We start from the raw sequence: 24,692 nt of genomic DNA on the forward strand, positions 1-24,692 counted from the left end.
GCGTCGATCGAGAATGTCGAGTCCATACTGACTGCGCTTGCGGATTGACGAAATTCTTTAGTCTAACTAAATGACACTGGCCTATATACGGTCTATCCCTGAGTGCACTTCAGCGTTCATGGAGTAGGTCTCGTTGCGCCTTTTTTAGAGCACATGGTGCATTCATGGAAAAGAACATACCTATCATTGACGTCGGTAGTTTGACGCAGGGAGCAGAGATATCACCACGTCTAGTAAAGGAGATCGACAACGCGTGCAGGGAGGTCGGATTTTTCACCGTCGTCAATCACGGTGTAGATAACACGCTTATTTCAACTGTCTTCTCTCAAATAGAATCGTTTTTTGACCTGCCTGTTCAGGCCAAGGAAAAAATCGAAATTCATAAATCCCCCTATATGCGTGGCTACTTTAGCGAAGGCGCTGATAAGTCGGATGGCATATTGGGCGATGTCAAAGAGGGTTTTGACATGGCCGCGGACTTGTCGCTTGACGACGAGTTCGTAAAAGCCAAATTACCTTTTTACGGCCCCAATGTATGGCCAGAGGAATTACCCGACTTCAAGCTTGCGATGAGGGAATATCACTCGCAAATGCTTGCGTTCGGAAAAAAACTGCTAAACGTGTTTGCCCTTGCTCTCAATATGCCGATCGATTACTTCGATGATAAATTCAAGAAGCCGATGGCCCAATTGAGAGTCCTGCGTTATCCCTCCACCCAATATACGCAGGGAGCGCCGATGGGTGCTGGAGAGCATACAGACTTCGGCTGGATAACCATGATCTCGGAAAGTGCCACCGGGGGGTTGGAGGTACAGAGTGCCAACGGCACCTGGATCAAAGTCAAACCCATCCCAAATGCCTTTGTCGTCAATGTCGGGGATCTAATGTCTCGCTGGACGAATGACCGTTACAAGGCAACGCTGCATCGAGTGATAAATACCTCCGGCAAATTACGCCATTCGGCGGCGTTCTTTATGGACCCAGACTACACCGCCAAAGTGGAGTGCCTGCCCAGCTGTTGCGCAGACGGCAGTCCTGCGAAATACGGAGCGATCATCGCGGGTGAGTACATGGACCAGAGGTTCTTGGAAACCACCACATTTCGTGAACTTGAACCCAACTAGTAGGAGTATTGAACGTGCTAGGTAAAGAATACACATTCTATCTATCAGCGATCGTAGCGATACTGGGCACCGTGGGCTATCACATGCTCATGAAGAAAATACCGTCTACGATCAACCCCTTGGTTTCAATTGTCAGTATTTATGTGGCGATCGTTATCCTGTCCACCTTGATGTTGCCGTTTTTTTTGGGCAGTGGAACGTTACTCGCGGGCTTGAAGCAAATGACCTGGCTTCAGGGAGGCATCGCGTTTTGCATCTTGATGATGGAAATCGGCTTTTTGATGATGTATCGCAGTGGATGGGACCTCAGTACGGGCAATATCGTTACCGGCGCCATTATCAATATTGCGCTCGGCTTCATCGGGGTATTTCTGCTTAAAGAAGGACTCTCTTATTTAAATATTGCCGGTGTTTTATTGTGCATCGTCGGCGTGATACTGATCGGCTACAAATCCAGTAGCAGCGAACAACCCGTGGACGCGGATACGCACGCTACGGTCTCGCTAGTACCACCTTCACTGGTGCCAGATGCAACAGCAAAAGAACCCTAGCCAGCCGTACACCTGCAATACATCTTTGGCATTGTGTATGCACACATATTCAAACCCCGCCGTTAGTTCCACATGCGCACGGAAGTGATTACACCTGTCCAGGCATGATCGGTTGTTCAATGCTAGCCCCCAAACCAGCTCAATAAGCGTTTCAGTGATTTTGCTCTTGAAGGTGATGAGATGTCTTTACTGTATGCTGATAATTATCTGCGCGCCATCAAAGACGCCAACGTGAAAACCCTGCTTATTTCAATAGCTAAAGAGCGAAGACTGTTGCCATCGGTGATGATACTAAGTGCAATAGCATCCTTCACTGTAGGGGGCATATTCCTGGCGTATACTCAACAGATCGTTGCGGTACTCGGCGCGATTATCTTGATTGCCCTTGCCAAAATCTGGTCCTGGTACCTGAGCCACGATTGCGCGCACAATTCTGTTTTCAAGTCGAAGAAAGTCAATTCTGTCATCGGAGAGTTGCTGTCTTTCCTTAACGGCCTCTCTTTCTTTTCATTTGAAGCCTATAGAAAAGATCATGTTCGCCATCATGCCGAAAAAATTGATATTGGTGGGTTCGATAGTGGTCACTTTGCTGTCGCTCACCCGAGGCTATTCAGTGCAATCATTGTTGCAGAAAAAATATATCTGCCCGCCTTCTACTATGTGATCAAGCTTACCAATATTTACTCCGTGATATTCAGTGGCAGCAGGCGCGAAGTTGCAAGGGGTATTGGAAGCCTGTGCATTTACGTTGTAGCCTTCGCTACGTTTGCCCGGTTCTCCCTGATACTTGTGGTGGTATGGCAAGCCTCCTCCTTCCTTAGGATACACATCGTACGATTCGTCGACTGTTTCCAGCATTCTTTCCAGCAGGTGTATACAGCGGGAGAAAAGCTAACCCATGGAAAACACTACGAAATCCAAAATACCTTCTCCGTACCGGTGGCAAGAAAGTTTACCTTCCTCAATCTGATTATTTTGAATTTTGGTTACCACGCGGCCCACCACTGCTTTCCAACATGCCCTTGGTATATGTTGCCACAACTGGAAGCTGCCATAACCAAACAGTTGAGGCTTTACGGAATAACGGACACAAGAGAAGAAAGCACGCCATTCTTCAACTTCATGACTGCCTATCATCGTGGGCGGTTATCAAGAATCATCAGCACCGATGAAGGACAACCCTATGATGCTGATGGCCAATTTAACACCCATCACTTCACCGGTGCGTACACAGATAAGCTCTTAGGTTGAGTCACCCACTCAGGTCGGGCCTTATCAAAGCATGGACACTGTCAGGTCGTGGATACGGAGACCCCCACCTCAGCGCTTGAAAGTCGTAACTTACTTATAACTCAACTCATGACAAATCAATCAGATCTATAAAGGAGTGCGTGTGGACGATTCATGTGCAGACGCCAACAGCTTCTGGCTGACGGCTGTTGAAAAAGAGAGTATTCGGGACGCGCTCATAGACATTTGTTACGAGCCAACGGGCGGGCGAGACTACATCCACCTCATTCGCATGAGCGCTTATCAAAAGTTTCCCGCGCGACTTCTAAAAAAGCTTGAATCACTTAAAGATGACGATGCTTCTTATTGTGTATTTGAGAACCTTCCGATTGATGACACATTTGGCAGCCCGCAAGGCGACGCTAATAGCTTGAACTTCAAAAGTGGTTATCTTTCTGAAAATGTGCTGGTTGCCCTGGGCAGTTTGATAGCGGAGCCCTACTCCATCAAGCATGAGGGGCCAAAACTGGTCAATGACTTGGTACCGCATCCGGAGGCCGTAGGCGAGTATACCGGCAACGGTTCGGACCTGGAGTTGGACCTGCACACCGAAAATGCCTTTCAGGCTTATGACTCCCGTGGAGACACCTCGCCGCTGGCTCTTCTGCTTCTCGGCGTTCGCGGTGACCCTGCCGGGGTGGGCCCGAAAACCTGGGTGGCCGATGCGAGGGAAGCCCTTCAGGTTCTGGAACAGGCCGATATTGAAATCCTATATGGCAAACATTTCATCATTCGTCAGCCCTACCGCTGGAGGAACAGTGCCGCAGGCGCGAAAGAAACTCATGTGTACCCAATTCTGAGCGGCCCGCTGACTCACCCTAGAGTCACTGCTGCGTTTTACCCGGACATGGTAATTGCCGCTGATCACGAAGCACAAAATACCCTGTTGAGGTTTTACAACGCGCTTAAAAGCGTAGCGCGGCCGCTGGACATTCAACCTGGCAAGTTGGTGTACATCAACAATCGTTTCATGCTCCATTCGCGTGACAAGTTCACCCCCAGTTTCGATCCAGAGGGGCATGCGTATCGTTGGATCCAGCGTTTGTTCATCACGAACAACTTGTGGAACTTCCGTTCATTCAACAAGTGTGGCGCGCGGATCTTCGAACCCGTTACTCGATGATATAAAGAGATAAATTAAATGTCGAACCATAAGCCATATACATCAATTATTCATAATATAGGCACTTTCCTCACGGGTGATCTCGCGTCTCCACTCATTACAGCAGATACCCTCGTCAGTGTTGATGGAATGATCACCTACGTGGGTCAGGCAGCAGATGTGGATTTTTCACACGCTGACCTGCTGATTGACGCCAAACAGAGCACGGTCATGCCAGGTTTGATCGACAACCACACTCACCCGACACTGGGTGAGTACAGCCCGCGCTCTGGCAACCACAATTGGATCTGGCACTCCTTGCAGGGCGGCGTGACGACCATGATCTCTGCCGGGGAAGTGCACGTTCCGGGGCTACCGACCGACAGGGTCGGTACTATCGCCATGGCAATCGCAGCGCAGCGCTCTTTCTCCAATGCGCGCCCTAGCGGAATAAAAATGGAAGCCGGCGCGCCACTGCTCAACGATGAATTTTCGGATGAGGATTTCGCCGCAATGGTTGCTCAAGGCATCAACCAACTGGGAGAGGTCGGGATAGGCCCGGTCAAGTCAGTCAGTCGTGCAGCTGAATTGGTCAAGATGGCTCGCAAACACGGCATGACTTCCATTACCCACACGGGCGGTCCTTCAATTTCTACCTCCCAGAGCATGGGTGCAGAAGAGATCCTTGAAATTGCGCCCGATATCATCGGGCACATCAATGGCGGCTATACCGCACTGGCACCCAGCCAAATCAGATGCCTGTGTGAAGGCTGTCTGGGTGCCCTGGAAATCGTACATAACGGCAACGAGTTCGCGGCGGTCACCACCCTGAATTACGCACGAGAAATGAACCAACTGGACCGTATCGTCATTGGCACGGATTCTCCTGCCGGATGTGGGGTTCCCGCGCTTGGCATGCTCAGGGCAATTGCCTTGCTCAGTAGTTTCGGCGACGTTCCACCGGAAAAGGCCGTCTGTTTCGCAACGGGTAACACCGCCAAGGTGAGAAAGTTGAATCGGGGGATTCTGGGCGTCGGAAGAGAAGCCGACATTCTGATCGCCTGTGGGCCTTTGGGAGGAGCGCAACCCAGCGTACTTGGAAGTTTCAGCAGTGGTGACCTTCCAAGTATTACCTCGATTCTGATCGATGGGCGCCTGGTCGTGAGGCAATCCAGGAACTCGCCACCGCCATCTGTCACACCTGAAATAACTCTGCGTACCTAATAGCAGCGTCCCGAAAGGGACGTCGCCTCGAGAGCACTCATATGCATAGAATTCTGCCCGAAATTACGCGCAGAGGGCCTACCGTACTCGCATGCGGTTGCGCAATTGGATTGGCTATTCCCTATCTTGCAGACTTGGCGAGGCCATTGCTCCCCGTCATGGTTTTCATATTTGTTCTGGGCACTCTCCTGCGTATTAACAACGCTGAAGTCATCACTGCAGCCAGAAACTTGAAAATATCCCTGATATTTCCAGCCCTGATGGTGGTGGCTTGCCCTTATATTTTTGGAATGCTTTCGCTCTACCTCACCGGCAATCAAGAACTTTCCCTTGCGATAGCCATCGCTGTTGCCGCCCCGCCCGCCAGCGGAAATGCAGCCGTCGCGAGAATGCTCGGGCTTGACCCTTCCATGTCACTGGTGACTGCGCTCTGCTCAATGGCAATTATCCCTGTCACCGCTCCGCTGATACTCCACCTATTCGCTGATGGCCTTTCACTCTCCTTGAACCCCGTTGATCTGGCGATCAGACTGGCCGTGTTGATAGGAGGCGCCGAAGGCGCTGCTATTTTGATACGTCGTTTTTCGCACACCTTCGTCGCCACGCACGGCCTGGCTATTGACGGTATTGTCGTCATCGCGCTTTTCCTCTTTGCAGTAGGCACGATGGCGGGCATGCAGCAGGTAATTCTGGAGACCCCGTCGTTGGCCATCTCGATGATCGCCATTGCCTATTGCATCAACGTCTGCCTGCAGCTCCTCATGGGCTGCTTATATCCCGGGTCATTGATCGCCAAGTTCACCATGGCACTCAACGGTGGCAATAGAAATGTTGGACTATTATGGTCTGCTCTTGGTGTCAGCTTATCGCCCACAATGGCGTTGTATTTTGCATGCTGCCAACTGCCTATTCACACCATGCCGAAGATACTGCAGTTTGTTTTACCCAGAGTTGAAAGCTATTTGAATAAACTGGTTTTAAGCAAGAATCGAATCTGAGCTATTACTGCCTGGAACTGCATAAAAATGATACTCACGCCAGAAAATATCAGGCAGATTGCCGAACGCTCTTCGCTGGAGACTACTGCCTGCTCTTGTATTCGGGGCTTGTCGCAGGGGTGGGAAACCTTACCCAAAACACTCGAGGCGAGCAGCCTGTTGCGCTTCATAGGCGAAATCCCGACCGATAGGGCACAAGAACTCAGCCTTGAGGAATACCACCCGAACGGTACCCATTTCTGGTCTGAAGACGCGCCTATCTGCTTTGATTTCTTTCCTTATAATATTTCAAGCGTCTGGGGCTGTAAGTGTTGCGCGCGAGCATTCCTCAGGTTTACGGAAGCAGGCGCCTATCACTCCGAACAACGCATCCGTATTTTGCGTGCGTCGCTGATTGGCAACCCCGTTCAAGAAGAGCACGTTCAGGATTAGCCGTTCTTGAGGCGCCCCCCTCCTTCCCCTAGCACGGGTATAAACCTCAGGCTTTATTCGCTACCAACCCGCGATCACTCATGAATGCCTCCAGCCGCGAGCGCATCCAGCGTTCCGCCGGGTCTGTGTCAACGTGGCTGAGCCACACCATGGACAAATCCAGGGTCGGGGTTTCGAACGGGAACGGCTCGCAGAACAGATTCCCGCTGGCGGCCATGGCCTGGGCGGTGTAATCCGGCAGGCTGGCGATCATGTCGGTGCCGGCAAGCAAGGCCGGCAACGAACTGTATTGCGGCACCGAGAGCACTACATGGCGTTTGCGGCCCACCTCTGCCAGCCACTCATCGGCAAACCCGGCCACATTGGCGGTGTGGGACACCAGCACGTGAGGCCGTGCGCAATATTCGTCAAGGGTCAGCGGGGTGTCCGAGGCATCGGCGCGCAGCAGGCACGGGCGGATGTGCCGCAATAGCTTGCGCTTGGCATTGGCCGGCAACCCGCGGGTCTGGGTGATGCCGACGGTAATATCGCCAGAAGCCAGCAGGTCGGGAATGCGCCAATAATCCACATGCTGCACCACGAACACCACCTGCGGCGCTTCCTGACGCAAGGCCCGTAGCAAGGGTGGCAGCAGGCCGAACTCAACGTCATCGGACAGGCCGATGCGGAAAGTCATGGTGCTGATGGACGGGTCGAAATCATGGGTCAGGCTCAGGGCCGAAGACAGCGAGTCGAGGGCCGGCGACAGGTGCTGGATGATCTCCTCGGCGCGCGCCGTAGGCTCCATGCGATGGCCGACACGAATAAACAGTGGGTCGTTGAACAGGGTACGCAGGCGGTTGAGGGCCGAACTGATGGTCGGTTGGCCGAGAAACAGCTTCTCCGCCACCCGCGTCACATTGCGCTCGAGCATCAGTGCTTCAAAGACCACCATCAGATTGATGTCAGCCTTGCGTAATTCATTGCGATTCATCGGCGCCTGCCCCTTTCCCCAAGACAAGCGGCAGTTTAGGAAGGCTGCGGGGCTGCGTCTATGTGCGTACTGCTCAATAAACGGGTTGGGGACGGTAAATCTGCGTTTGAAGGTTGCCGCTGCGCTTAAAAATGTGGGAGCGGTTACCTGACTCAAGGCTTGAGCGGAAACTCCTGGTCACGCTCGGAAAGCTCGGTGCCGTCGTCCGGATGCTTCCAGGTTTGCGGCTTTTCGTCTTCGCGCTGCCGCCGGGGTTCTTCACGCTCCGGCTCGTTGTGCTGCTTGTGTTCGTTGCCCATAACGGCCTCCGCCCATAAGAATTGGAAACAGCTTCAAGCATAGGACACGACGGGTTGTTTTGAAGCCGGGACGGATTGATAGCCAACACGCATCAATTCATCCAAATTAGTCACTTATCATTTCTAAATGTGTCAGCCACTATCCCAAGTCTTAAGCGAAACAAGCACTTTAAAAAGAACGCTGGAGACACAAAACCATGACGACCCCTTCCCGGCCTGCGGCTGCCCCCTCGAAAGTAGGCGCGGTATTGCGCGTTACTTCGGGCAATTTTCTCGAACAGTTCGACTTCTTTCTGTTCGGTTTCTACGCCACCTATATCGCTGCCGCGTTCTTCCCGGCCGCTAATGAGTTTGCGTCATTAATGATGACCTTCGCCGTGTTCGGCGCTGGCTTCCTGATGCGTCCATTGGGCGCGATTATTCTGGGTGCCTACATCGATGACGTGGGCCGTCGCAAAGGCTTGATCGTGACCTTGTCGATCATGGCCAGCGGTACGCTACTGATCGTACTGGTGCCGAGTTATCAGACCATCGGCCTGTGGGCGCCGTTTCTGGTGCTGTTGGGGCGCCTGCTGCAAGGTTTCTCGGCCGGTGCGGAGCTGGGTGGCGTGTCGGTGTACCTGTCCGAAATGGCCACGCCGGGCCGTAAAGGCTTCTACACCAGTTGGCAGTCGGGCAGCCAACAGATCTCCATCGTCGTCGCCGCGGCCCTGGGTTATGGCCTGAACGTGTGGATGGAACCTGCGGTGGTGGCCGATTGGGGCTGGCGTATTCCGTTCGCCGTCGGCTGCGTGATCATTCCGTTCATCTTCGTGCTGCGTCGCAACCTGCAGGAAACCGAAGAGTTCGCCAACCGCAAGCATCGCCCGACCATGCGTGAAGTGATGGCGACCCTGGTGAAGAACTGGACCGTGGTCATCGGCGGCATGCTGATGGTGGCCATGACCACCACCGCGTTCTACCTGATCACCGTGTACGCGCCGACTTTCGGTAAAACCGTGTTGCACCTGAGCACCTCGGACGCCTTGCTGGTGACCTTGCTGGTCGCGATCTCGAACTTTTTCTGGCTGCCGATCGGCGGCACGTTAAGCGATCGCTTCGGCCGTAAACCCGTGCTGATTGCCATGACGGTGCTGACTGTCCTTACGGCTTATCCGGCATTGTCCTACGTGGTCAACGCACCAAGCTTTGCGCACATGCTGGAAACCCTGCTGTGGTTCTCATTCCTGTATGGCATGTATAACGGCGCGATGATCCCGGCGTTGACTGAAATCATGCCGGTGGAAGTGCGTGTGGCGGGTTTCTCCCTGGCCTACAGCCTGGCGACAGCAGTGTTCGGTGGCTTCACGCCAGCGATCTCCACCTGGTTCATTCACATCACCGAAGACAAGGCTTCACCTGCGTATTGGATGATCTTCGCCGCACTGTGTGCATTGTGCTCGACCCTGGCGTTGTATCGCCGCGCCAATACCCGTGGCCAAGTCATGCAGGAGGCTGCGCAATGAAGCCGCTGCTTAAGACCCTCGCTGCTGTCGTCCTCGGCACCCTGGCGCTATCAGCCCAGGCCGAACAACTCAAGGTCATGACCTCGGGCGGCTTCACCGCCGCGTATAAATTGCTCGGCCCGCAATACGCCGAGCAAAGCGGTGACACCCTCGACACCATCCTTGGCCCGTCCATGGGCAAGGCGCCGGAAGCGATTCCCAACCGCCTGGCCCGTGGCGAGCACGCCGATGTGGTGATCATGGTCGGCTATGCCCTGGATGAGTTGATCAAACAAGGCAAAGTCGACCCCGCGTCCCGCGTGGAGCTGGCGGACTCGCGGATTGGCCTGGTGGTGAAGGAAGGTGCGGCCAAACCTTCGATCAATACCGACGCCGAGCTCAAGGCTGTGTTGAGCCAAGCCAAGTCGGTGGCCTATTCGGATAGCGCCAGCGGCGTTTATGTCGAGAAGGAATTGTTCAAGAAACTCGGTATGCCGGCCAAGGGCACCATGATCCAACGCGTGCCGGTGGGCGAACAGGTGGCCAAGGGTGATTACGAGGTCGGCTTGCAACAAGTGGCAGAATTGTTGCCAGTCAAGGGCGTGACGTTTGTGGGCAAGATCCCGGAAGACGTGCAGTCCGTTACCCGTTTCGCCGCCGGTATTCCAGTGAACGCCAAACACCCTGAGCAGGCCAAGGCACTGTTGCAGTTCATGGCATCGCCCGAGGCCCAGCAGGAGGTGCAATCCACCGGCCTGGACTCGGTGTCACGCTGACCGGAACGGCATCTCCCGCACCAGTCGCTCCAACTCCAGCGCCGCCGGTGGCAATGTCCGCCCGCGGCGCTTGATCAAGCCCACATTGCGCAGCACCTGGGGCTCCACCAGCGGCACACTGACCAGAATCGGATGAGTGTGCGCCGGCATCGCAATCGACGGCACCATCGCTACGCCCAACCCTGCCTCCACCAGCCCGATCATCGTGGTCACGTGGTGCGTCTCGCAGATACTCGGCTTTTTCACCCGCACCCCTCGCAGGGCCTGGTCGAGCAGGAAGCGGTTGCCCGACGTCTTATCCACCTCGATGTAGTCATGCTCATAGGCCTCGGTCCAGCTCACGCTGTCACGCCCAGCCAGAGGGTGATCACGTCGACAGGCCAGCACGTAGCGCTCCTGCAGCAGCAACTCGAATTCCACCTCATCGGCCAGGCTGCCGCTGAAACTCACGCCAAAGTCCGCCTCGCCACTGGCTACCGCATTGCACACCTCGCCGGCACTGGCATCCAGCACCCGCAGGCGAATCTTCGGATATAGCTTGTGGAACTCGGAGATCACATGGGGCATGAAGTAGTACGCGGTAGACGGCACGCAGGCGATGGTGACATTCCCCATGCGCGTCGAGGCGACGTTGCTGATACCCATCAGCGCGATGTCGAGATCGTCGAGCATGCGCTCAACCTGGGGTAAAAATGCACGCCCGACCATGGTCAGGCTGACCCGTCGCGTGGTGCGTTCGAACAGCTTTACATCCAGCGCGGATTCGAGCTTTTCGATACGCCGACTGAGGGCCGGTTGCGAGATACGGATGGCCTCGGCAGCGCCACGAAAACTGCCCTTGTCCACCACGGCGCGGAAAGCTTGGAGGTCATTGAGGTCGAAGTTGATGATCACGGGAGGCAGGCCAAAGGTGGTCGAGGTGGCGAGCATTATCGTATGGGAGCCGGTGGGACGCCATGTGTGCCTAGATGGTTTGCCGAGATCATCCTGTTACACATATGAAGTCATACATATCAGCAGGTTATCAGCCACCTACGGCAACGCGATCGCCAAAACGGGTCAATACTTTCGGCCTGACCTACACAACTGGAGACGTAGCAACTCATGGAAACCTACCCCTTCTGGATGGACGACGAGGCGCCGGGCATCGGCATCGATCAGTTGCTTCTTGCATCGCGCCAATGGTCGAGTAGGATTGAATCCCACTCACCTCAGGCGGATACACCCATGCGCTCAACCCAGCAAATGAGCATCACCTTGCCCCTTGAAATGGCGGCTCTGGTCAAAGCCAAGGTGGCTGCTGGCGAATATGCCAGCGAAAGTGAAGTGATTCGCGACGGCCTGCGGGCGTTGCTGGCGCGTGATCGTGCCATGGAGGATTGGCTCAGAGCCGAAGTCATCCCCGCAGCGACCGCCCTTGAGGCGAAGCCTGAGCTTGGGTTATCGCCAGAACAGGTCCGCGAACATATGGCCGCCAGACGTCAGCGCAAAGGCACAGGGGAAGCGTGAGCTACTCGGTAGTTTTTTCGCCCGAGGTCTTGGCGCAACTCGATGCCCTTGAAGACTACATCAGCGATGTCGGCTCCCCTCCTGTAGCGGCGCGTTTTATCGACAATCTTGTCAGCTACTGTGAAAGCCTTGCCCTGTTTCCCTTGCGTGGCATGCGCCGTGACGACCTGCTGAAAGACTTGCGCATCACTCACTATCGTCGCAGCACCATTATTGCTTTCAGGGTGAAGCCTGACTTCAAAACGGTATCGATAGTGGGGGTGTTTTACGGCGGGCAAGACTACATGGCGTTGTTGCACGCAGATCAGAACGAGCACCCGACAAGGGCTGAAAAGCCTGCTGAAAACTGATCAGCAGGCTTTTAGCGTTCAAACACCCTTTAATAAAGGGCCTGAAAGCGCGTTCCAAGCCGCTGGTGCACCGAAAAACGCCTGGGCATTACTGTCCAACGTTTCCAAGTGATACCCGCCTTCCTGCACGATCACGCAGGGCAACCCCAGCGCACGGATGCGGGCTCCCAACCGCGCAAAGCCTTCCCGCGTCACCGCGACTTTGCTTTGTGGGTCCAGCTCATAGATATCGAAGCCCAGTGACAACACCAGCACATCCGCCGAGAAGTCCTTCACCGCTGCCAGGGCCTGCTCCAGCTTTTCAAAGAACACCGCTTCGCTGGCACCATGGGGCATCGGCAGGTTGAGGTTGTACCCCTCGCCGGCGCCACCGCCTTTTTCGTCGGCAAAGCCTGCCACGCCAGGATAGAAGTTGGTCGGGTCGCCGTGGATCGACACATACAGCACGTCGTCGCGGTCGTAGAAAATTTCCTGGATGCCTTGGCCGTGATGCATATCGGTATCGAGCACGGCGACACGCTGGAAACCCTGGCGCAGTGCTTGCGCAGCCACGGCCGCATTGTTGATGTAACAGAAGCCACCGGCCGCGTCGAAGCGGGCGTGATGGCCCGGCGGCCGGCACAAGGCGTAGGCGGCAGGGGCGCCGTCGAGGATGTCTCCCGCTGCGGCGATGGCGCTTTGGGCTGACCAATAAGCCGAGCGCCAGGTCAACTCACCGATGGGGCAACTGCCATCGGCCAGGTAGCGTGCCGCCTGGGCCAGGATGCCGCGCAAGGCATTGGGTTCACGCACGAAGATGTTGGACATGACTTCGTCGCCCCAGTCTTCGGGGATTTCTTTCCAGCGCTGGTGAGCTTCTTGAAGAAAAGCCAGGTAGTCGCCGCCGTGCACGGCGAACAACGGATCCATACCGTAATCAGTCGGTTGCTGGATATCGAAGCCCAGGGTTTGCGCAGCCAGCAGCAAGTTGCGCGCTCGCTCGGGAACCTCCTGGGGCGTGCGCATCTGGCCGCGGGAATAGTAGCTACGCGGGTGATGCAGGAGTTGTTCGGGGTGAAAAAACGTCTTCATGAGTTGCTCCTGGATAAACACAGAACCTGTGGGAGCTGGCTTGCCTGCGATGGCGGTGAATCAGGCAATACATTGCTCTCTGACAGTGCGCAATCGCAGGCAAGCCAGCTCCCACAGGGGGGCGGCGTCGGCCTTTAGAAATGAACATGCCCGGCGCGTTTCAAGACGGCGTTTAGCAAGACATCGGTACCCTGGCGCACATCGTCGGGCAAGACATCCTCGGCTTCGTTGTGGCTGAGGCCGCCGACGCAGGGGATGAAGATCATCGCGGTGGGGCAATAGCGCGCCAGGTGAATCGCATCGTGGCCGGCGCCGCTGACGATGGTCTGCTGGCTGTAGCCCAAGCCGTCCACCGCAGCCTGCACGCAAGCCACGCACTCGGCGTCGAACGGCGTAGCCGGGCTGATCCAGTGAGGCGTGATGGTGACGCTCAGGCCACGGTTGTCCGCGATAGCCTGCAGGCGTGCACGCACTTGCTGCTCCATGGCGTCGATGTCGGCGTCGCGGTGATGGCGCAGGTCGACGGTAAAGTTGAGCAAGCCGGGGATGGTGTTGCGCGACGACTTGGCGATGCTCAGTTCACCCACAGTGGTAAGGCCCTGCGGGGCAAAATCGGCAGCGAGGTTTTCCAGGGCCTGGATCATTTTTGCCGCGCCGTACAGCGCATCTTTACGCAACGGCATCGGCGTGGTGCCAGCGTGCGCGGCCATGCCTTCGACCCGTACATCGAGCCAGCGAATCGCTTGACCACCGGTGACTACGCCGATGCTGTTGGCGTTGTCTTCCAGAATCGGGCCTTGCTCGATATGCGCTTCGAAATACGCATCCACTGCGCCACCCAACGGGCGCTCACCGTTGTAGCCGGTGGTGCGCAACGCCTCGTTCACGCTGATACCGTCTACATCAGCGGTTGCCAGTGCCATGTCCAGGGCAAGTGTGCCGGTGAACACTGCCGAGCCCAGCATCGCCGGGGTGAAACGGGCGCCCTCCTCGTTGGTCCACACTGCAATTTCCAACGGCTTGCGCGTCTGGATGCCGTGGTCGTCGAGGCTGCGGATGACCTCCAGGCCAGCCAACACGCCGTACACCCCATCGAAGCGTCCGCCTTCGGGCTGGGTATCCAGGTGGCTGCCCATCATCACCGGGGCGGCGTCATTGTCGGTACCCGCGCGGCGGGCGAACAGGTTGCCGATGGCATCCATGCTCAACGTCAGGCCGGCTGCTTTACACCAGTGGCTGAACAGCTCACGACCGGCCTTGTCTTCAGCGCTCAACGCCAGGCGGCAGCTGCCACCGCGTGCGGTCGCGCCGATCTCGGCCATGTCCATCAGGCTACGCCACAGGCGCTCGCCATTAATCTTCAACATTGCTGACTCCCTCAACTGTGTGCCATTTCCAGGCGGTGGGCCGTGGCATGGCGGCGGGACAAGGCCAGTACGCACACCAACGAAACCGCCGCGATCACGCTGTAAAACACTGCCATCGGCCACCATTGGCCCAAGTATTGATGGGCCAGCCAGGTGCCGATCAACGGTGTCAGGCCGCCGGCCAGCGCGCCGCATACCTGGTAAGCCAGGGAGATCGCGGTGTAGCGCACACGGGTTTCAAACAGGCCGCTGACAAAACCTGCGATGACGGCGTAGAACGACGCCATGCACACCACCGCCAGGGCAATGCCGAGGATGATCAACGGCGCCTCAGCGCTGCTGACCAGGACGAACATCGGGTACGGCGAGGCCATTGCCAGCACGCACATGGCGCACAGAAACGGTGTAGCGCCGACCTTCTCCGCCACCCAGGCGGCCAGCGGCTGGACGCAGAACTGAATAATGGCGACGAAGAACAGGCATTCCAGAATCAACGAGCGCGGCAGATTAAGTTGCTGAGTGCTGTAGGCAATCATGAAGGTGTTGGTGAAATACACGCCGGCAATCCCCAACGTATTGGCGCCAATGCACAACAACAGTGGACGCCAAGCGGTCTTCATCACTTCCAGCACGGGGGCTTGGTCCTGCTTGATCGCTCGCGCTTTTTCCGCCAGGGCCTTGTCTTCGAGGAACTCCGGCGACTCGTTCACACCCAGGCGAATCGCGAGGCCGACGATCAACAGCAAGGCACTGGCCAGGAACGGCAGGCGCCAGCCCCAGCTGAGCAGGTCCTCTTCAGGTAAACGAGTGACGGCACTGAACGCTAGCAAGGAAAGAATCAAACCGGCCGGGCTGCCCAACTGCGCGAAGGATGCAAAGAAATTACGCCGCCCTTTCGGCGCGTGCTCGCCAGCCATCAACACCGCCCCACCCCACTCGCCGCCAACCGCAATACCCTGCACCACCCGCAACAGGATCAACAGCACCGGTGCGGCAGCGCCGATCTGGGCATAGGTCGGTAACAGGCCGATGCACACCGTGACCACGCCCATCATCACGAGGGTAATCACCAGGGATTTCTTGCGGCCGATGCGGTCGCCGATATGACCGAACACGATGCCGCCCAACGGCCGCGCAAAAAAGCCGACGGCGAAGGTGCCGAACGCGGCCATGGTGCTGAACAATTTATCGTCGGAGGGGAAGAACAGTTGACCGAACACCAGCGCTGCAGCGGTGGCATAGATGTAAAAGTCGTACCACTCGATCATGGTGCCGATAAAGGCGGCGGCCGCAGCACGGCGAGGCTGCGGCGAAGCGGAAGGCTTCATGGGGCTGGCTCCTTTGTTTATTTTTTTGGCAGGAGAAAGTCAAACCGGTGCGCTCTGGTGGCGCTCGTTAAACCCGATTTTTCGGCCAGGGGCTATGATTAGTCAATTTTCTATTTATTATCTTGATTATAAGAACTGCTTATTATCGAGCGCCGCCATGCCCGAATTCCGCCGCGATATTCACCCTCTGCTCAATGACCGCCTGGACTGGAACCTGCTGCGCACCTTCCGCGTGATCGGCCAGGAACTGAGCATCAGCCGCGCCGCCGCCCGCCTGCATCTGACGCAACCGGCCATCAGCCAGGCGCTCAAGCGCCTGGAAGAACAGCTGGATTGCCAGCTCATCCTGCGCCGAGGCCCGCGCTTCGTGCTCACCGAAGCCGGTGAGCAGATCTTCGCCATTGCCGGAGAGATGTACGGCCAGGTCTCGCAGATGAGCAACGCCCTGCAAAAGCCGGGTGATGAAGTGATCGGCAAAGTGCGCTTGCTGATGATCAGCCGGATTAATTCCGACACTTTCGATGACTTTCTCGCGGGTTTTCATCGCGAACATCCACGGGTCGATCTGGAAGTCGAAGTGATGCGCAGCTCCGACATTGTCGCCGCGCTGCTTGAAAAAACCGCGACCCTGGGGCTCAGCCTCAATCGCCGGCCACAACCGCGCCTGGAACAGCATCTGTTTCTGCGTCAGCGTTATGCGTTCTTTTGTGGAAAACACCACCCATTGTTCGGACGCACAGGGTTAGTCGAAGGGGATCTGCAATCGGAGAATTTCGTGAGTTTTACCAGCGACCAGATTGGCGGCATGTTGTCGCCGCTGACTATTTTCCGTGATCAGCAAGGGTTTGGCGGGCGGATCGTGGCGTCATCCTCCAGCCTGGAAGAAGTGCGGCGATTGGTCATTGCCGGGTTTGGCTTGGGCTGCTTACCCACTCATGTGGTGGCGGACGATGTGGAGCGCGGGCTGCTGTGGCGGTTGCCGCCGGATGAGGGGATTGCGGATGTGGATATTCATCTGTTGTGGAACCGGGAGCAGAAGTTGAGTCGGGCGGAGGGGGTGTTTATTGAGTGCCTTCTGGAACGGTTGGCCGAAAAATGATTGCTCACATCGATAGCACTGATGATTACTATCGAAACGAGCGCCTGAACGATTGCCGACACTGATTCCTATAATCGCCCCACATTCCCTCCTCGCCTGGCTTCAGGCGACATTCCTCCCGGAACCCAATCCCATGCCAAGCGCGAGCCAGGCCCCTAGCGGGCATCCTGAACATAATCAACAAAGCGTCAAACAGCAGTGGTTGGCGATTCTTTCGGTCGCCGTGGGTGCCTTTGCCCTGGTGACCAGTGAATTCCTACCGGTGGGCGTACTCAACGACGTCGCCAGCGATCTGGGCATCAGTGCCGGTCACGCCGGATTGATGGTGACATTGCCCGGCATCATGGCTGCCCTCGCCGCGCCGTTTCTGTCGGTCAGCATTGGCGCCATGGACCGTCGTTACTTGCTGATCGGCCTGACATTGGTAATGATCATCGCCAACTTGGTGGTGGCCTTCGCTAATGATTTCAGCCTGCTGCTGTTCGGCCGCGTATTGCTCGGCATCAGCATCGGCGGCTTCTGGGCCACGGCCATTGCCCTCAGCGGGCGGCTGGCGCCCAAGGGCGTGGGCGTAGCAAAGGCCACCTCGATCATCATGATGGGCGTGACCCTGGCCACCGTTCTGGGCGTGCCTGTGGGTACTTGGCTCAGCGGCCTGATGGGCTGGCGGATGACCTTCCTGGTCACGGCGTTGGTGGGCATTCCGGTGCTGTTGGCGCAAATCTTCCTGCTGCCGCGACTCACCCCTGAGAAAGCCATTCAGATCCGTGACCTGCCAGCTTTGTTTATCAACCCACAAGCGCGGGTCGGGTTGATCGCCGTACTGCTGATCGGCCTGGCGCACTTTGCTGCGTATACCTATGTCGCGCCGTTCTTTAAACACAGCTCCGGCTTCGACGGGCCAACGATTGGCTCATTGTTGCTGCTGTATGGCGTGGCGGGCGTGCTGGGCAATGTGTTCGCCGGCTTCGCCGCCAACCGCAGCGTACGCAACACCCTGCTGCTGGTCGCGCTGATGATCGGTACCAGCACTGCACTGTTCCCCTACTTCGCCACCGGTATGACAGGCGCCGTGGTGCTGATCGCGCTCTGGGGCTTTGCCTTTGGCGCTTTCCCGGCCTGCGCCAGCATCTGGATGTTCGTGGTGGCGCCCAAGGATGTGGAACGAGGCATGCCGCTGTTCGTGGCGCTGTTTCAGGTGATCATTGCCCTGGGCTCGTTCTTTGGTGGACGGATCGTCGACCAAATGGGCAGCGCGGTGTTGTTGAGCCTGGCCACTGTGTTGGTGGGGTTGGGGTTTGCGACCGTGCTGGTGTTGGGCCGCAAGGTGAGCAACAGCTTGGTGGCGCAGCCTGCCTGACCGAGTTGTAGGCGCAAAAAAGCCTGCTGAGCGTTGAGTTCAGCAGGCTTTTTTCGTTTCAGGGAGCAGGTATTTATTTGGCCGTGGGGAAATCACGCTCCAAGACAGCGTCCACCAAGGCTTGCGCGTTCTCGATCAATTGAGCCAGGGCCATGATCACGGGCGACTTCGTGCTGACTGGATCTTCGGCGCATTGGTAGGCGGATTGAAGGGCGGATGAGAGGGTTTCGGTGGCGTTTATAAGGGTTTCTTCGGTGCCGACATCATCGGCTACGCAAAAGATTTTGCGTGCATGCCCTTCGGTAGAATCAGCGGTGATCTTATTCATGATGTAACCCCAGCCAACGCAACCCTGCACGAAAACTGCCGAACCTGCACAACGTAAGCACCTGTTTCGGAAAAGCTTGGTAACCAGAACCCCACCAGGAACCTTGTGTGCATAAGCCTGCAAGCTAGCCTCAAAAGGTCGCCGCCGTGGCGACATACTGTCAAGGGTGCTGATATGCCAACGAGATATCGCGATGCGGTCACTGGTGAATACGTAACAGAGCAAGAGGCGAAGAGAAGACCAAGGGAAACGGTGAAGGAAACCGATAAAAAGCGCCCGGCAAAGCCGACGGCCAAGAAGTAGGATTAACAGATGAGAGCGACTGCCGTATGTCCAGACAGACTTGCCAATGAAACCCGATTGCTCCAATGTAATGACCAACGTCATTACACAAGGAGCTATCCCTTGGCATCTATCAACATCCGTATCGATGACGACCTGAAAACTCGCGCCTACCTGGAGCTGGAGAAGCTCGGTGTCACCCCTTCCGAACTAATACGCCAGGCGCTGCAATATGTTGCCGAGCGCGGCCAGTTGCCATTTAAGCCTGTGCTGATGACTGAAGAGGATGAAGCCTTGATGGCGACCGTACGTGAGCGTCTTGCATCGCCTCAACGCGTGAGGGTTTCTTTGGATGACCTATAGCCTTGATTTTGATGCGCGTGCATTGAAGGAATGGCAAAAACTCGGAGACACCCTCCGTCAGCAACTCAAAAAGAAGCTAGTCGAAATTCTGAACAACCCACGTATTGAAGCTAATCGCCTCCATAGCCTGCCTGACTGCTACAAGATCAAACTGCGTAGTAGCGGGTACAGGCTGGTGTATCAAGTGATCGATCAGGAAATTACGGTGTTCGTGGTCGCCGTTGATAAACGTGAGCGTGATCAAGCTTATCGCAAAGCGTCTGAGCGCCTTGAACAGCGCTAGGCGGGACTACAATAAATCCCTGAAGCAGCCGTTAATAACGGCTGGAAACGAAAAAGCCCCGCAGCTTATTCAGCTACGGGGCTTTTTCTATGTAATGGCGGAGAGATAGGGATTCGAACCCTAGGTACCGGTGAAGGTACAACGGATTTCGAATCCGTCCCATTCGGCCACTCTGGCATCTCTCCAACGGCGCGCATCATAACAGCATGATTGATGGATGCAAAGCGCAGAAGCGATTTTTTTCCGTGCTATCAGACGCTTGCGTCGATTACAGCGGTACGCCGAGACGATTGGCGACTTCTTCGTAAGCTTCGATCACGTCACCGAGGCCCTGGCGGAAGCGGTCTTTGTCCATCTTCTTCTTGGTGTCCTTGTCCCACAGGCGGCAGCCATCCGGGCTGAACTCGTCGCCCAGGACGATGGAGCCGTCGTGGAATACGCCGAATTCGAGCTTGAAGTCCACCAGCAACAGGCCGGCGTCGTCGAACAGCTTGGTCAGCACGTCGTTGACCTTGAGGGACAACTCCTTCATGCGCGCCAGTTGCTCAGCGGTACCCCAGCCGAACGCCACGACGTGGGATTCGTTGATGAACGGGTCGCCCTTGGCGTCGTCCTTCAGGAACAGTTCGAACGTGTAAGGGTTGAGCTTGAGGCCCTCTTCCACGCCCAGACGCTTGACCAGGCTGCCGGCGGCGTAGTTACGCACGACGCATTCCACCGGGATCATGTCGAGCTTCTTGACCAGGCACTCGTTGTCGCCCAGCAGTTTGTCGAATTGGGTCGGGATACCGGCCGCTTCGAGCTTCTGCATGATGAAGGCGTTGAACTTGTTGTTCACCATGCCTTTGCGATCCAACTGTTCGATGCGCTTGCCGTCGAACGCCGAGGTGTCGTTGCGAAACAGCAGGATCAGGCGGTTGGCGTCGTCGGTCTTGTACACCGACTTGGCTTTGCCGCGGTAGAGTTCTTCACGTTTTTCCATGATGGGCTCCGCTTTGAGTAAGGTGGGCTAGGCGATGTGTCGCCAGTCGAGCCCTGAATCTTGATCGGCCAGTTGCAGCCAGTCCGGGTCGCACCCGAGGGTGTCGACAAAACATTGCCGGGCAAGCGTCGGCAGGTTGTTCTTGCTGCTGAGGTGAGCCAGGACCAGGTGTTGCAGGTCTTGCCAGCCCAACTCATACACCAGGTATGCGGCCTGGTGGTTGTTCAAATGTCCCAGCTCGCCGCCCACCCGTTGCTTGAGAAAGTAAGGGTAGTGACCGCGTGCCAGTAGATCCCTGCAGTGGTTGGACTCGATCATCAAGGCATCGAGGTCCCGGTAACCGTCCAGCACCCTGGCGCAGTAGGAACCCAGGTCGGTCAGCACGCCGAAACGCCGCTGGCCGTCACTGAATACGTATTGCGTGGGCTCCTGGGCATCGTGGGCAACCGCGACGACATTGATGCTTAGGGCACCGATTTGCAGTTGCTCGCCACCGGCCAGAAAACCTGCCGGCTCAACGGGTTTGCGCATCCCGCGCAACGTGCCACGACTCAAGTACACCGGCAGATTGTAGCGCCGAGACAGCAAACCCACGCCATGCACATGGTCGGCATGTTCGTGGGTTACCAGAATCGCGCTCAGTTGCGTGGGGTGAACCCCCAGGCGCAACAGGCGCCGCTCGGTTTCCCGCAAGGAGAAACCACAATCGACCAGCACGTACGTGTCATCATGGGCGACCAGCGTACCGTTCCCTTGGCTACCGCTGCCGAGAACGGCAAAACGCATCGGATCAGCCCAGGTTGTCTTGAATCACGCCCAACACTTTGCGCGCTGTTTCAGCTGGCGCGACGGTGTTGATGTTCTTCTCGACGGTGACTTGCACGCTTTCGCCCACCTTGCTCAAACGAACCTGGTAACGCTCGGCGCGGGTTTCGATCTCTTCCTTGGTCGGCGCGCTGCCGAACAATTTGCCGAAGAAACCTGGCTCGTCGTCTTTCTTCTCGGCCTTTTCAGCCACGTTGATGTAGTACAGGCCCAGGCTGCGGTTGATGTCTTCAACGCGCCAAGGGCCCTGCTCCAACGCGCGGCCAACACTAGCCCAGGCGCGGTCGAGGTCTTCACCCAGGTTCAGCACGACGTTGCCGCTGCCGTCTTCGGTGAGGCTGACGCGGCTAGGGGTGTCGTAATCACGGGCGGCGAGTAAGGATACGGAACCGCCCTTCTCGGAGATACGGCTCATGCTGGCCAGCATCTCGTCGACCAGCGCGGCGTCGACGCCGGTGTTAACCGAGCGCGGCGTGAAGTCGACGTCAGCCGTGCTGCCGGCAGGCCGCTCGGCGCTGACGACATAGACTTCGCTGGTATTGCGCTGCACGCCGGGCTCGATGCGCACACGCACACGGGCTTCGCTGTCGGCGGCTACACCGCCCGCCAGCAGGCGCTGGGCCATGTTGGCGGACAGCTCGCGACCTTGCTGCCATGCGGTGGTGAACTCACCGGTCTGCGGGCGTTGCTGGTCGAGGCGGAAACCGTTGTCCTGGAAGAACTGCACCGCCACCGGCCAGACTTCGGCAGGCGGACGCTGAGCCACGATCCAGCGGTTGTCGCCGCTTTTCTGCAGGCTGTAGTCGCTGGCATCGGCCACGGCCATAATCGGCTGTGGGCGTGGCACTACGTACTCACCCTTGACCGTGTCGTCGGCGACGTTGCGTGGAATCGGCAACAATGGGTCAAGGCGCTTGGCGACATTGACATCAGGCGGCAGTTGCATCGGTTTGGTTGCTTGCGCTTCCAGGTAATCGCTGCCGCGGTCACGGAAGTAGCCTTCCGGGCCCCATACCCAACCGCAGCCACTGGTGCTGGAGATAATCAAGGCAAGTGCGGAAAGTCCGGCCAATCGCTTCATGCGTAGTGCTTCCTCAATTAAACCAGGACGCCGGACTGGCGCAGGGCCTGTCGCAGCGGTTCGTGATAGGCTTCGCTGAGGGGGGTGAGCGGCAGACGGATACCGTCCGGCATCAGGCCCATCTCAAACAGCGCCCACTTCACGGGAATAGGATTGGATTCGATAAACAGTGTCTTGTTGAGCGGCATCAGCTTTTCGTGGATGGCGCGAGCGGTGGCTGCATCGCCCGCGATGGCGGCGGCACACATATCGCTCATGGCGCGCGGGGCCACGTTGGCGGTCACGGAGATATTGCCCTTGCCACCCAGCAGGATCAGCTCGACAGCGGTGGCGTCGTCACCGGAATACACCAGGAAGTCGCTGCTCACGCCGGCCAGGATGTCCTTGGCGCGTTGCAGGTCGCCAGTGGCTTCCTTGATGCCGATGATGTTCGGCACGGTGGACAGGCGGATCACGGTCTCGGCCTTCATGTCGCACGCGGTGCGACCCGGTACGTTGTAGAGGATCTGCGGGATCTGCACGGCTTCGGCGATGGCTTTGAAGTGCTGGTACAAGCCTTCCTGGGTCGGCTTGTTGTAGTACGGGGTTACCAGCAGGCAAGCGTCGGCGCCAGCCTTCTTGGCGTTCCTGGTCAGCTCGATCGCTTCACGCGTCGAGTTGGCGCCCGTACCGGCGATCACGGCAATGCGGCCCGCAACGCGCTTGACCACGAACTCGATCACCTGGATGTGCTCTTCCACATCGAGGGTGGCCGATTCACCTGTGGTGCCGACCGCCACAATGGCGTTGGTGCCCTCTTGCAGGTGGAAGTCCACCAGTTTGCCCAGGCTGTCCCAGTCGAGACGACCTTGTGCATCCATGGGTGTGACCAGTGCCACCATACTGCCCGCAATCATGCAACCGCTCCTGCCGGAAAAAGAGAGCCGTAATGGTACTGGCGCCAAGATGCTTGTACAAGCGAAGTACCGCGTGAGGATGCGTTCTGGCGCAACTAAACGTCGGGCAATGACATCATCGGGCCAAAGCACCGCCCGAAGCCGGCTGATCACGCAATGAAAACGCCACCTCCTAGCCCTTGGCGACGCTTTTCGCTACCCTTGATCCTTTGATCGATACAGCCCACACGGTATCGACCGCTCATCGCTTTAGGAAGGCTGCATGTCCACCCCCACAGTTCGCGAACAATTCCTTGTTATCAGTGCCCTCGGCGCCAACCCCATGGAGCTGACCAACGTCCTGTGCCGCGCCAGCCATGAGAACCGCTGCGCCGTCGTGACCTCCCGCCTGACCCGCCACGGCGAGTGCAGTGCGCTGGTCCTGCAGATTTCTGGCTCCTGGGATGCCTTGGCACGCCTTGAAACCGGCCTGCCGGGCCTGGCCAAAAAGCACGACTTTACCGTCAACGTGGTACGCAGCGCCGCCCTGGAAAATCGCCCACAGGCTTTGCCTTACGTGGCCTACGTCAGCTCGGCCTACCGTTCGGACATCGTCAACGAGCTGTGCCAGTTCTTTATCGACCATAACGTCGAGCTGGAAAACCTGACCTGTGACACCTACCAGGCGCCACAAACCGGCGGCACCATGCTCAATGCCACCTTTACCGTGACCTTGCCGGCCGGCGTACAGATCAGTTGGCTGCGCGACCAGTTCCTCGATTTCGCCGATGCCCTGAACCTCGACGCCTTGATCGAACCATGGCGCCCACAGAACCCCATGTAAGGAAGTACCTCTCTATGCCGGTAGCCATCGACACATCCGTGGCCGATTTCGAGGCCCAGGCCACCAGCGGCCAGACCTTCAGCCTCGCGGCCCTCAAGGGCAAGCAAGTGGTGATCTACTTTTACCCGAAGGACAGCACCCCAGGCTGCACTACCGAAGGCCAAGGCTTTCGTGACCAGTACGCCGCATTCAAGGCCGCCAATACCGAAGTGTTCGGCGTGTCGCGTGACAGCGTGAAGTCCCACGAGAACTTCAAGGGCAAACAGGCATTTCCTTTCGAGCTGATCAGCGATAAGGACGAAGCGGTCTGCCAGCTGTTTGATGTGATCAAGTTGAAGAAGCTGTATGGCAAGGAATACCTGGGTGTGGAGCGCAGCACATTCCTGATCGACAGCCAAGGCGTGCTGCGTCAGCAATGGCGCGGAGTGAAAGTGCCGGGGCATGTTGATGCCGTGTTGGCGGCAGCGCAGGCGCTGAATAAGGCCTGATCCT

The 24,692-nt window shown here is 57.1% G+C and carries 28 protein-coding genes and 1 tRNA gene; 17 read left to right on the forward strand and 12 right to left on the reverse strand.

The annotated features are described in order from the left end of the window. Nucleotides 1-164 precede the first annotated feature (164 nt). From GIV26_RS17985 to GIV26_RS18015, 7 genes are all read left to right on the forward strand, one after another. Complete coding sequence (locus tag GIV26_RS17985) at nt 165-1,124, forward strand: isopenicillin N synthase family dioxygenase (protein WP_034126602.1); 960 nt, start codon at nt 165-167, stop codon at nt 1,122-1,124. Nucleotides 1,125-1,138: 14 nt separating this feature from the next. Next, entirely contained in the window at nt 1,139-1,675 is a 537-nt protein-coding gene (locus GIV26_RS17990; protein WP_052199952.1) for a hypothetical protein, read from the forward strand. Nucleotides 1,676-1,855: 180 nt separating this feature from the next. Continuing rightward, the gene (locus tag GIV26_RS17995; protein WP_096143705.1) at nt 1,856-2,926 is read left to right on the forward strand and encodes a fatty acid desaturase family protein; all 1,071 of its coding nucleotides are present in this window, start codon (nt 1,856-1,858) and stop codon (nt 2,924-2,926) included. 142 nt (nt 2,927-3,068) lie between these two features. Then, nucleotides 3,069-4,088: a TauD/TfdA family dioxygenase gene (locus GIV26_RS18000; RefSeq protein WP_096143706.1), complete on the forward strand. Its 1,020-nt coding sequence runs from the start codon at nt 3,069-3,071 to the stop codon at nt 4,086-4,088. 18 nt (nt 4,089-4,106) lie between these two features. Then, nucleotides 4,107-5,291 carry an amidohydrolase family protein gene (locus tag GIV26_RS18005; RefSeq protein ID WP_089041235.1) on the forward strand — a complete coding sequence of 395 codons (1,185 nt, stop codon included), beginning with the start codon at nt 4,107-4,109 and terminating at the stop codon, nt 5,289-5,291. A gap of 110 nt (nt 5,292-5,401) precedes the next feature. Beyond that, nucleotides 5,402-6,289, forward strand: coding sequence for a hypothetical protein (locus GIV26_RS18010; RefSeq protein ID WP_233098214.1), 888 nt, complete (start codon nt 5,402-5,404; stop codon nt 6,287-6,289). Between the two features lie 27 nt (nt 6,290-6,316). Continuing rightward, a complete protein-coding gene (locus GIV26_RS18015; protein ID WP_054920030.1) occupies nt 6,317-6,721 on the forward strand; it encodes a hypothetical protein in 405 nt (134 codons plus the stop codon). 46 nt (nt 6,722-6,767) lie between these two features. On the opposite strand, the gene GIV26_RS18020 is transcribed toward GIV26_RS18015, so the two are convergent. Both GIV26_RS18020 and GIV26_RS18025 read right to left on the reverse strand, forming a co-directional pair. Continuing rightward, a complete protein-coding gene (locus GIV26_RS18020) occupies nt 6,768-7,694 on the reverse strand; it encodes a LysR substrate-binding domain-containing protein (protein WP_003189553.1) in 927 nt (308 codons plus the stop codon). A 152-nt stretch (nt 7,695-7,846) separates the two neighbouring features. After that, nucleotides 7,847-7,993 carry a hypothetical protein gene (locus GIV26_RS18025; protein ID WP_164919346.1) on the reverse strand — a complete coding sequence of 49 codons (147 nt, stop codon included), beginning with the start codon at nt 7,991-7,993 and terminating at the stop codon, nt 7,847-7,849. Between the two features lie 197 nt (nt 7,994-8,190). Between GIV26_RS18025 and GIV26_RS18030 the strand changes: the two genes are divergently transcribed. Continuing rightward, nucleotides 8,191-9,498 (forward strand): MFS transporter, encoded by a 1,308-nt coding sequence (locus tag GIV26_RS18030; protein ID WP_003189550.1) that lies wholly within the window; start codon nt 8,191-8,193, stop codon nt 9,496-9,498. Beyond that, nucleotides 9,495-10,253: a substrate-binding domain-containing protein gene (locus GIV26_RS18035; RefSeq protein WP_236281724.1), complete on the forward strand. Its 759-nt coding sequence runs from the start codon at nt 9,495-9,497 to the stop codon at nt 10,251-10,253. Before GIV26_RS18030 ends, GIV26_RS18035 begins: the two co-directional genes overlap by 4 nt. Here the strand turns inward: GIV26_RS18035 and GIV26_RS18040 are convergent. Beyond that, nucleotides 10,245-11,147, reverse strand: coding sequence for a LysR family transcriptional regulator (locus tag GIV26_RS18040; RefSeq protein WP_034127031.1), 903 nt, complete (start codon nt 11,145-11,147; stop codon nt 10,245-10,247). The two genes, GIV26_RS18035 and GIV26_RS18040, sit on opposite strands and share 9 nt — an antisense overlap. 210 nt (nt 11,148-11,357) lie before the next feature. Between GIV26_RS18040 and GIV26_RS18045 the strand changes: the two genes are divergently transcribed. Continuing rightward, nucleotides 11,358-11,762 carry a ribbon-helix-helix domain-containing protein gene (locus tag GIV26_RS18045; protein ID WP_080757712.1) on the forward strand — a complete coding sequence of 135 codons (405 nt, stop codon included), beginning with the start codon at nt 11,358-11,360 and terminating at the stop codon, nt 11,760-11,762. Then, complete coding sequence (locus GIV26_RS18050; protein ID WP_236281726.1) at nt 11,759-12,112, forward strand: type II toxin-antitoxin system RelE/ParE family toxin; 354 nt, start codon at nt 11,759-11,761, stop codon at nt 12,110-12,112. Before GIV26_RS18045 ends, GIV26_RS18050 begins: the two co-directional genes overlap by 4 nt. A gap of 18 nt (nt 12,113-12,130) precedes the next feature. Here GIV26_RS18050 and GIV26_RS18055 read toward each other — a convergent pair whose 3' ends face one another. The 3 genes from GIV26_RS18055 to GIV26_RS18065 form a co-directional block, all read right to left on the reverse strand. Further along, nucleotides 12,131-13,183, reverse strand: coding sequence for a histone deacetylase family protein (locus GIV26_RS18055; RefSeq protein ID WP_236281728.1), 1,053 nt, complete (start codon nt 13,181-13,183; stop codon nt 12,131-12,133). Nucleotides 13,184-13,317: 134 nt separating this feature from the next. Further along, nucleotides 13,318-14,550 (reverse strand): Zn-dependent hydrolase, encoded by a 1,233-nt coding sequence (locus tag GIV26_RS18060; protein ID WP_127881265.1) that lies wholly within the window; start codon nt 14,548-14,550, stop codon nt 13,318-13,320. Nucleotides 14,551-14,561: 11 nt separating this feature from the next. Then, nucleotides 14,562-15,878, reverse strand: a complete 1,317-nt coding sequence (locus tag GIV26_RS18065; RefSeq protein ID WP_236281730.1) for an MFS transporter — start codon at nt 15,876-15,878, stop codon at nt 14,562-14,564. A gap of 157 nt (nt 15,879-16,035) precedes the next feature. On the opposite strand from GIV26_RS18065, the gene GIV26_RS18070 reads away from it, so the two are divergent. Further along, complete coding sequence (locus tag GIV26_RS18070; RefSeq protein ID WP_034126590.1) at nt 16,036-16,977, forward strand: LysR family transcriptional regulator; 942 nt, start codon at nt 16,036-16,038, stop codon at nt 16,975-16,977. Nucleotides 16,978-17,110: 133 nt separating this feature from the next. After that, on the forward strand, nt 17,111-18,337 hold the full coding sequence (locus GIV26_RS18075) for an MFS transporter (protein WP_034126589.1): 1,227 nt from the start codon (nt 17,111-17,113) through the stop codon (nt 18,335-18,337). Nucleotides 18,338-18,410: 73 nt separating this feature from the next. Here GIV26_RS18075 and GIV26_RS18080 read toward each other — a convergent pair whose 3' ends face one another. Next, complete coding sequence (locus GIV26_RS18080; RefSeq protein ID WP_034126588.1) at nt 18,411-18,665, reverse strand: DUF6124 family protein; 255 nt, start codon at nt 18,663-18,665, stop codon at nt 18,411-18,413. A 405-nt stretch (nt 18,666-19,070) separates the two neighbouring features. Here GIV26_RS18080 and GIV26_RS18085 point away from each other — a divergent pair, with 405 nt between their 5' ends. Beyond that, nucleotides 19,071-19,310: a type II toxin-antitoxin system RelB/DinJ family antitoxin gene (locus GIV26_RS18085; protein WP_020301039.1), complete on the forward strand. Its 240-nt coding sequence runs from the start codon at nt 19,071-19,073 to the stop codon at nt 19,308-19,310. After that, nucleotides 19,300-19,593 (forward strand): type II toxin-antitoxin system RelE family toxin, encoded by a 294-nt coding sequence (locus GIV26_RS18090; protein WP_032892910.1) that lies wholly within the window; start codon nt 19,300-19,302, stop codon nt 19,591-19,593. Before GIV26_RS18085 ends, GIV26_RS18090 begins: the two co-directional genes overlap by 11 nt. Nucleotides 19,594-19,688: 95 nt before the next feature. Here GIV26_RS18090 and GIV26_RS18095 read toward each other — a convergent pair. From GIV26_RS18095 to dapA, 5 genes are all read right to left on the reverse strand, one after another. Continuing rightward, a tRNA-Ser gene (locus tag GIV26_RS18095) sits at nt 19,689-19,778 on the reverse strand. An 83-nt stretch (nt 19,779-19,861) separates the two neighbouring features. Further along, nucleotides 19,862-20,575, reverse strand: coding sequence for a phosphoribosylaminoimidazolesuccinocarboxamide synthase (purC, locus tag GIV26_RS18100; RefSeq protein ID WP_005786030.1), 714 nt, complete (start codon nt 20,573-20,575; stop codon nt 19,862-19,864). A 27-nt stretch (nt 20,576-20,602) separates the two neighbouring features. Then, entirely contained in the window at nt 20,603-21,361 is a 759-nt protein-coding gene (locus GIV26_RS18105) for an MBL fold metallo-hydrolase (protein ID WP_060764420.1), read from the reverse strand. A gap of 4 nt (nt 21,362-21,365) precedes the next feature. Further along, nucleotides 21,366-22,481 (reverse strand): outer membrane protein assembly factor BamC, encoded by a 1,116-nt coding sequence (gene bamC / locus GIV26_RS18110; protein ID WP_032892980.1) that lies wholly within the window; start codon nt 22,479-22,481, stop codon nt 21,366-21,368. 17 nt (nt 22,482-22,498) lie between these two features. After that, the gene (gene dapA, locus GIV26_RS18115; protein ID WP_236281732.1) at nt 22,499-23,377 is read right to left on the reverse strand and encodes a 4-hydroxy-tetrahydrodipicolinate synthase; all 879 of its coding nucleotides are present in this window, start codon (nt 23,375-23,377) and stop codon (nt 22,499-22,501) included. A gap of 262 nt (nt 23,378-23,639) precedes the next feature. On the opposite strand from dapA, the gene GIV26_RS18120 reads away from it, so the two are divergent. Together GIV26_RS18120 and GIV26_RS18125 are read left to right on the forward strand one after the other, a co-directional pair. Continuing rightward, nucleotides 23,640-24,200, forward strand: a complete 561-nt coding sequence (locus tag GIV26_RS18120) for a glycine cleavage system protein R (protein ID WP_003189463.1) — start codon at nt 23,640-23,642, stop codon at nt 24,198-24,200. Nucleotides 24,201-24,214: 14 nt separating this feature from the next. Continuing rightward, entirely contained in the window at nt 24,215-24,688 is a 474-nt protein-coding gene (locus tag GIV26_RS18125) for a peroxiredoxin (protein WP_236281734.1), read from the forward strand. Nucleotides 24,689-24,692: the final 4 nt, after the last annotated feature.

This window comes from Pseudomonas sp. PA-1-3F, from assembly GCF_021609665.1.
GTDB lineage: Bacteria > Pseudomonadota > Gammaproteobacteria > Pseudomonadales > Pseudomonadaceae > Aquipseudomonas > Aquipseudomonas paracarnis.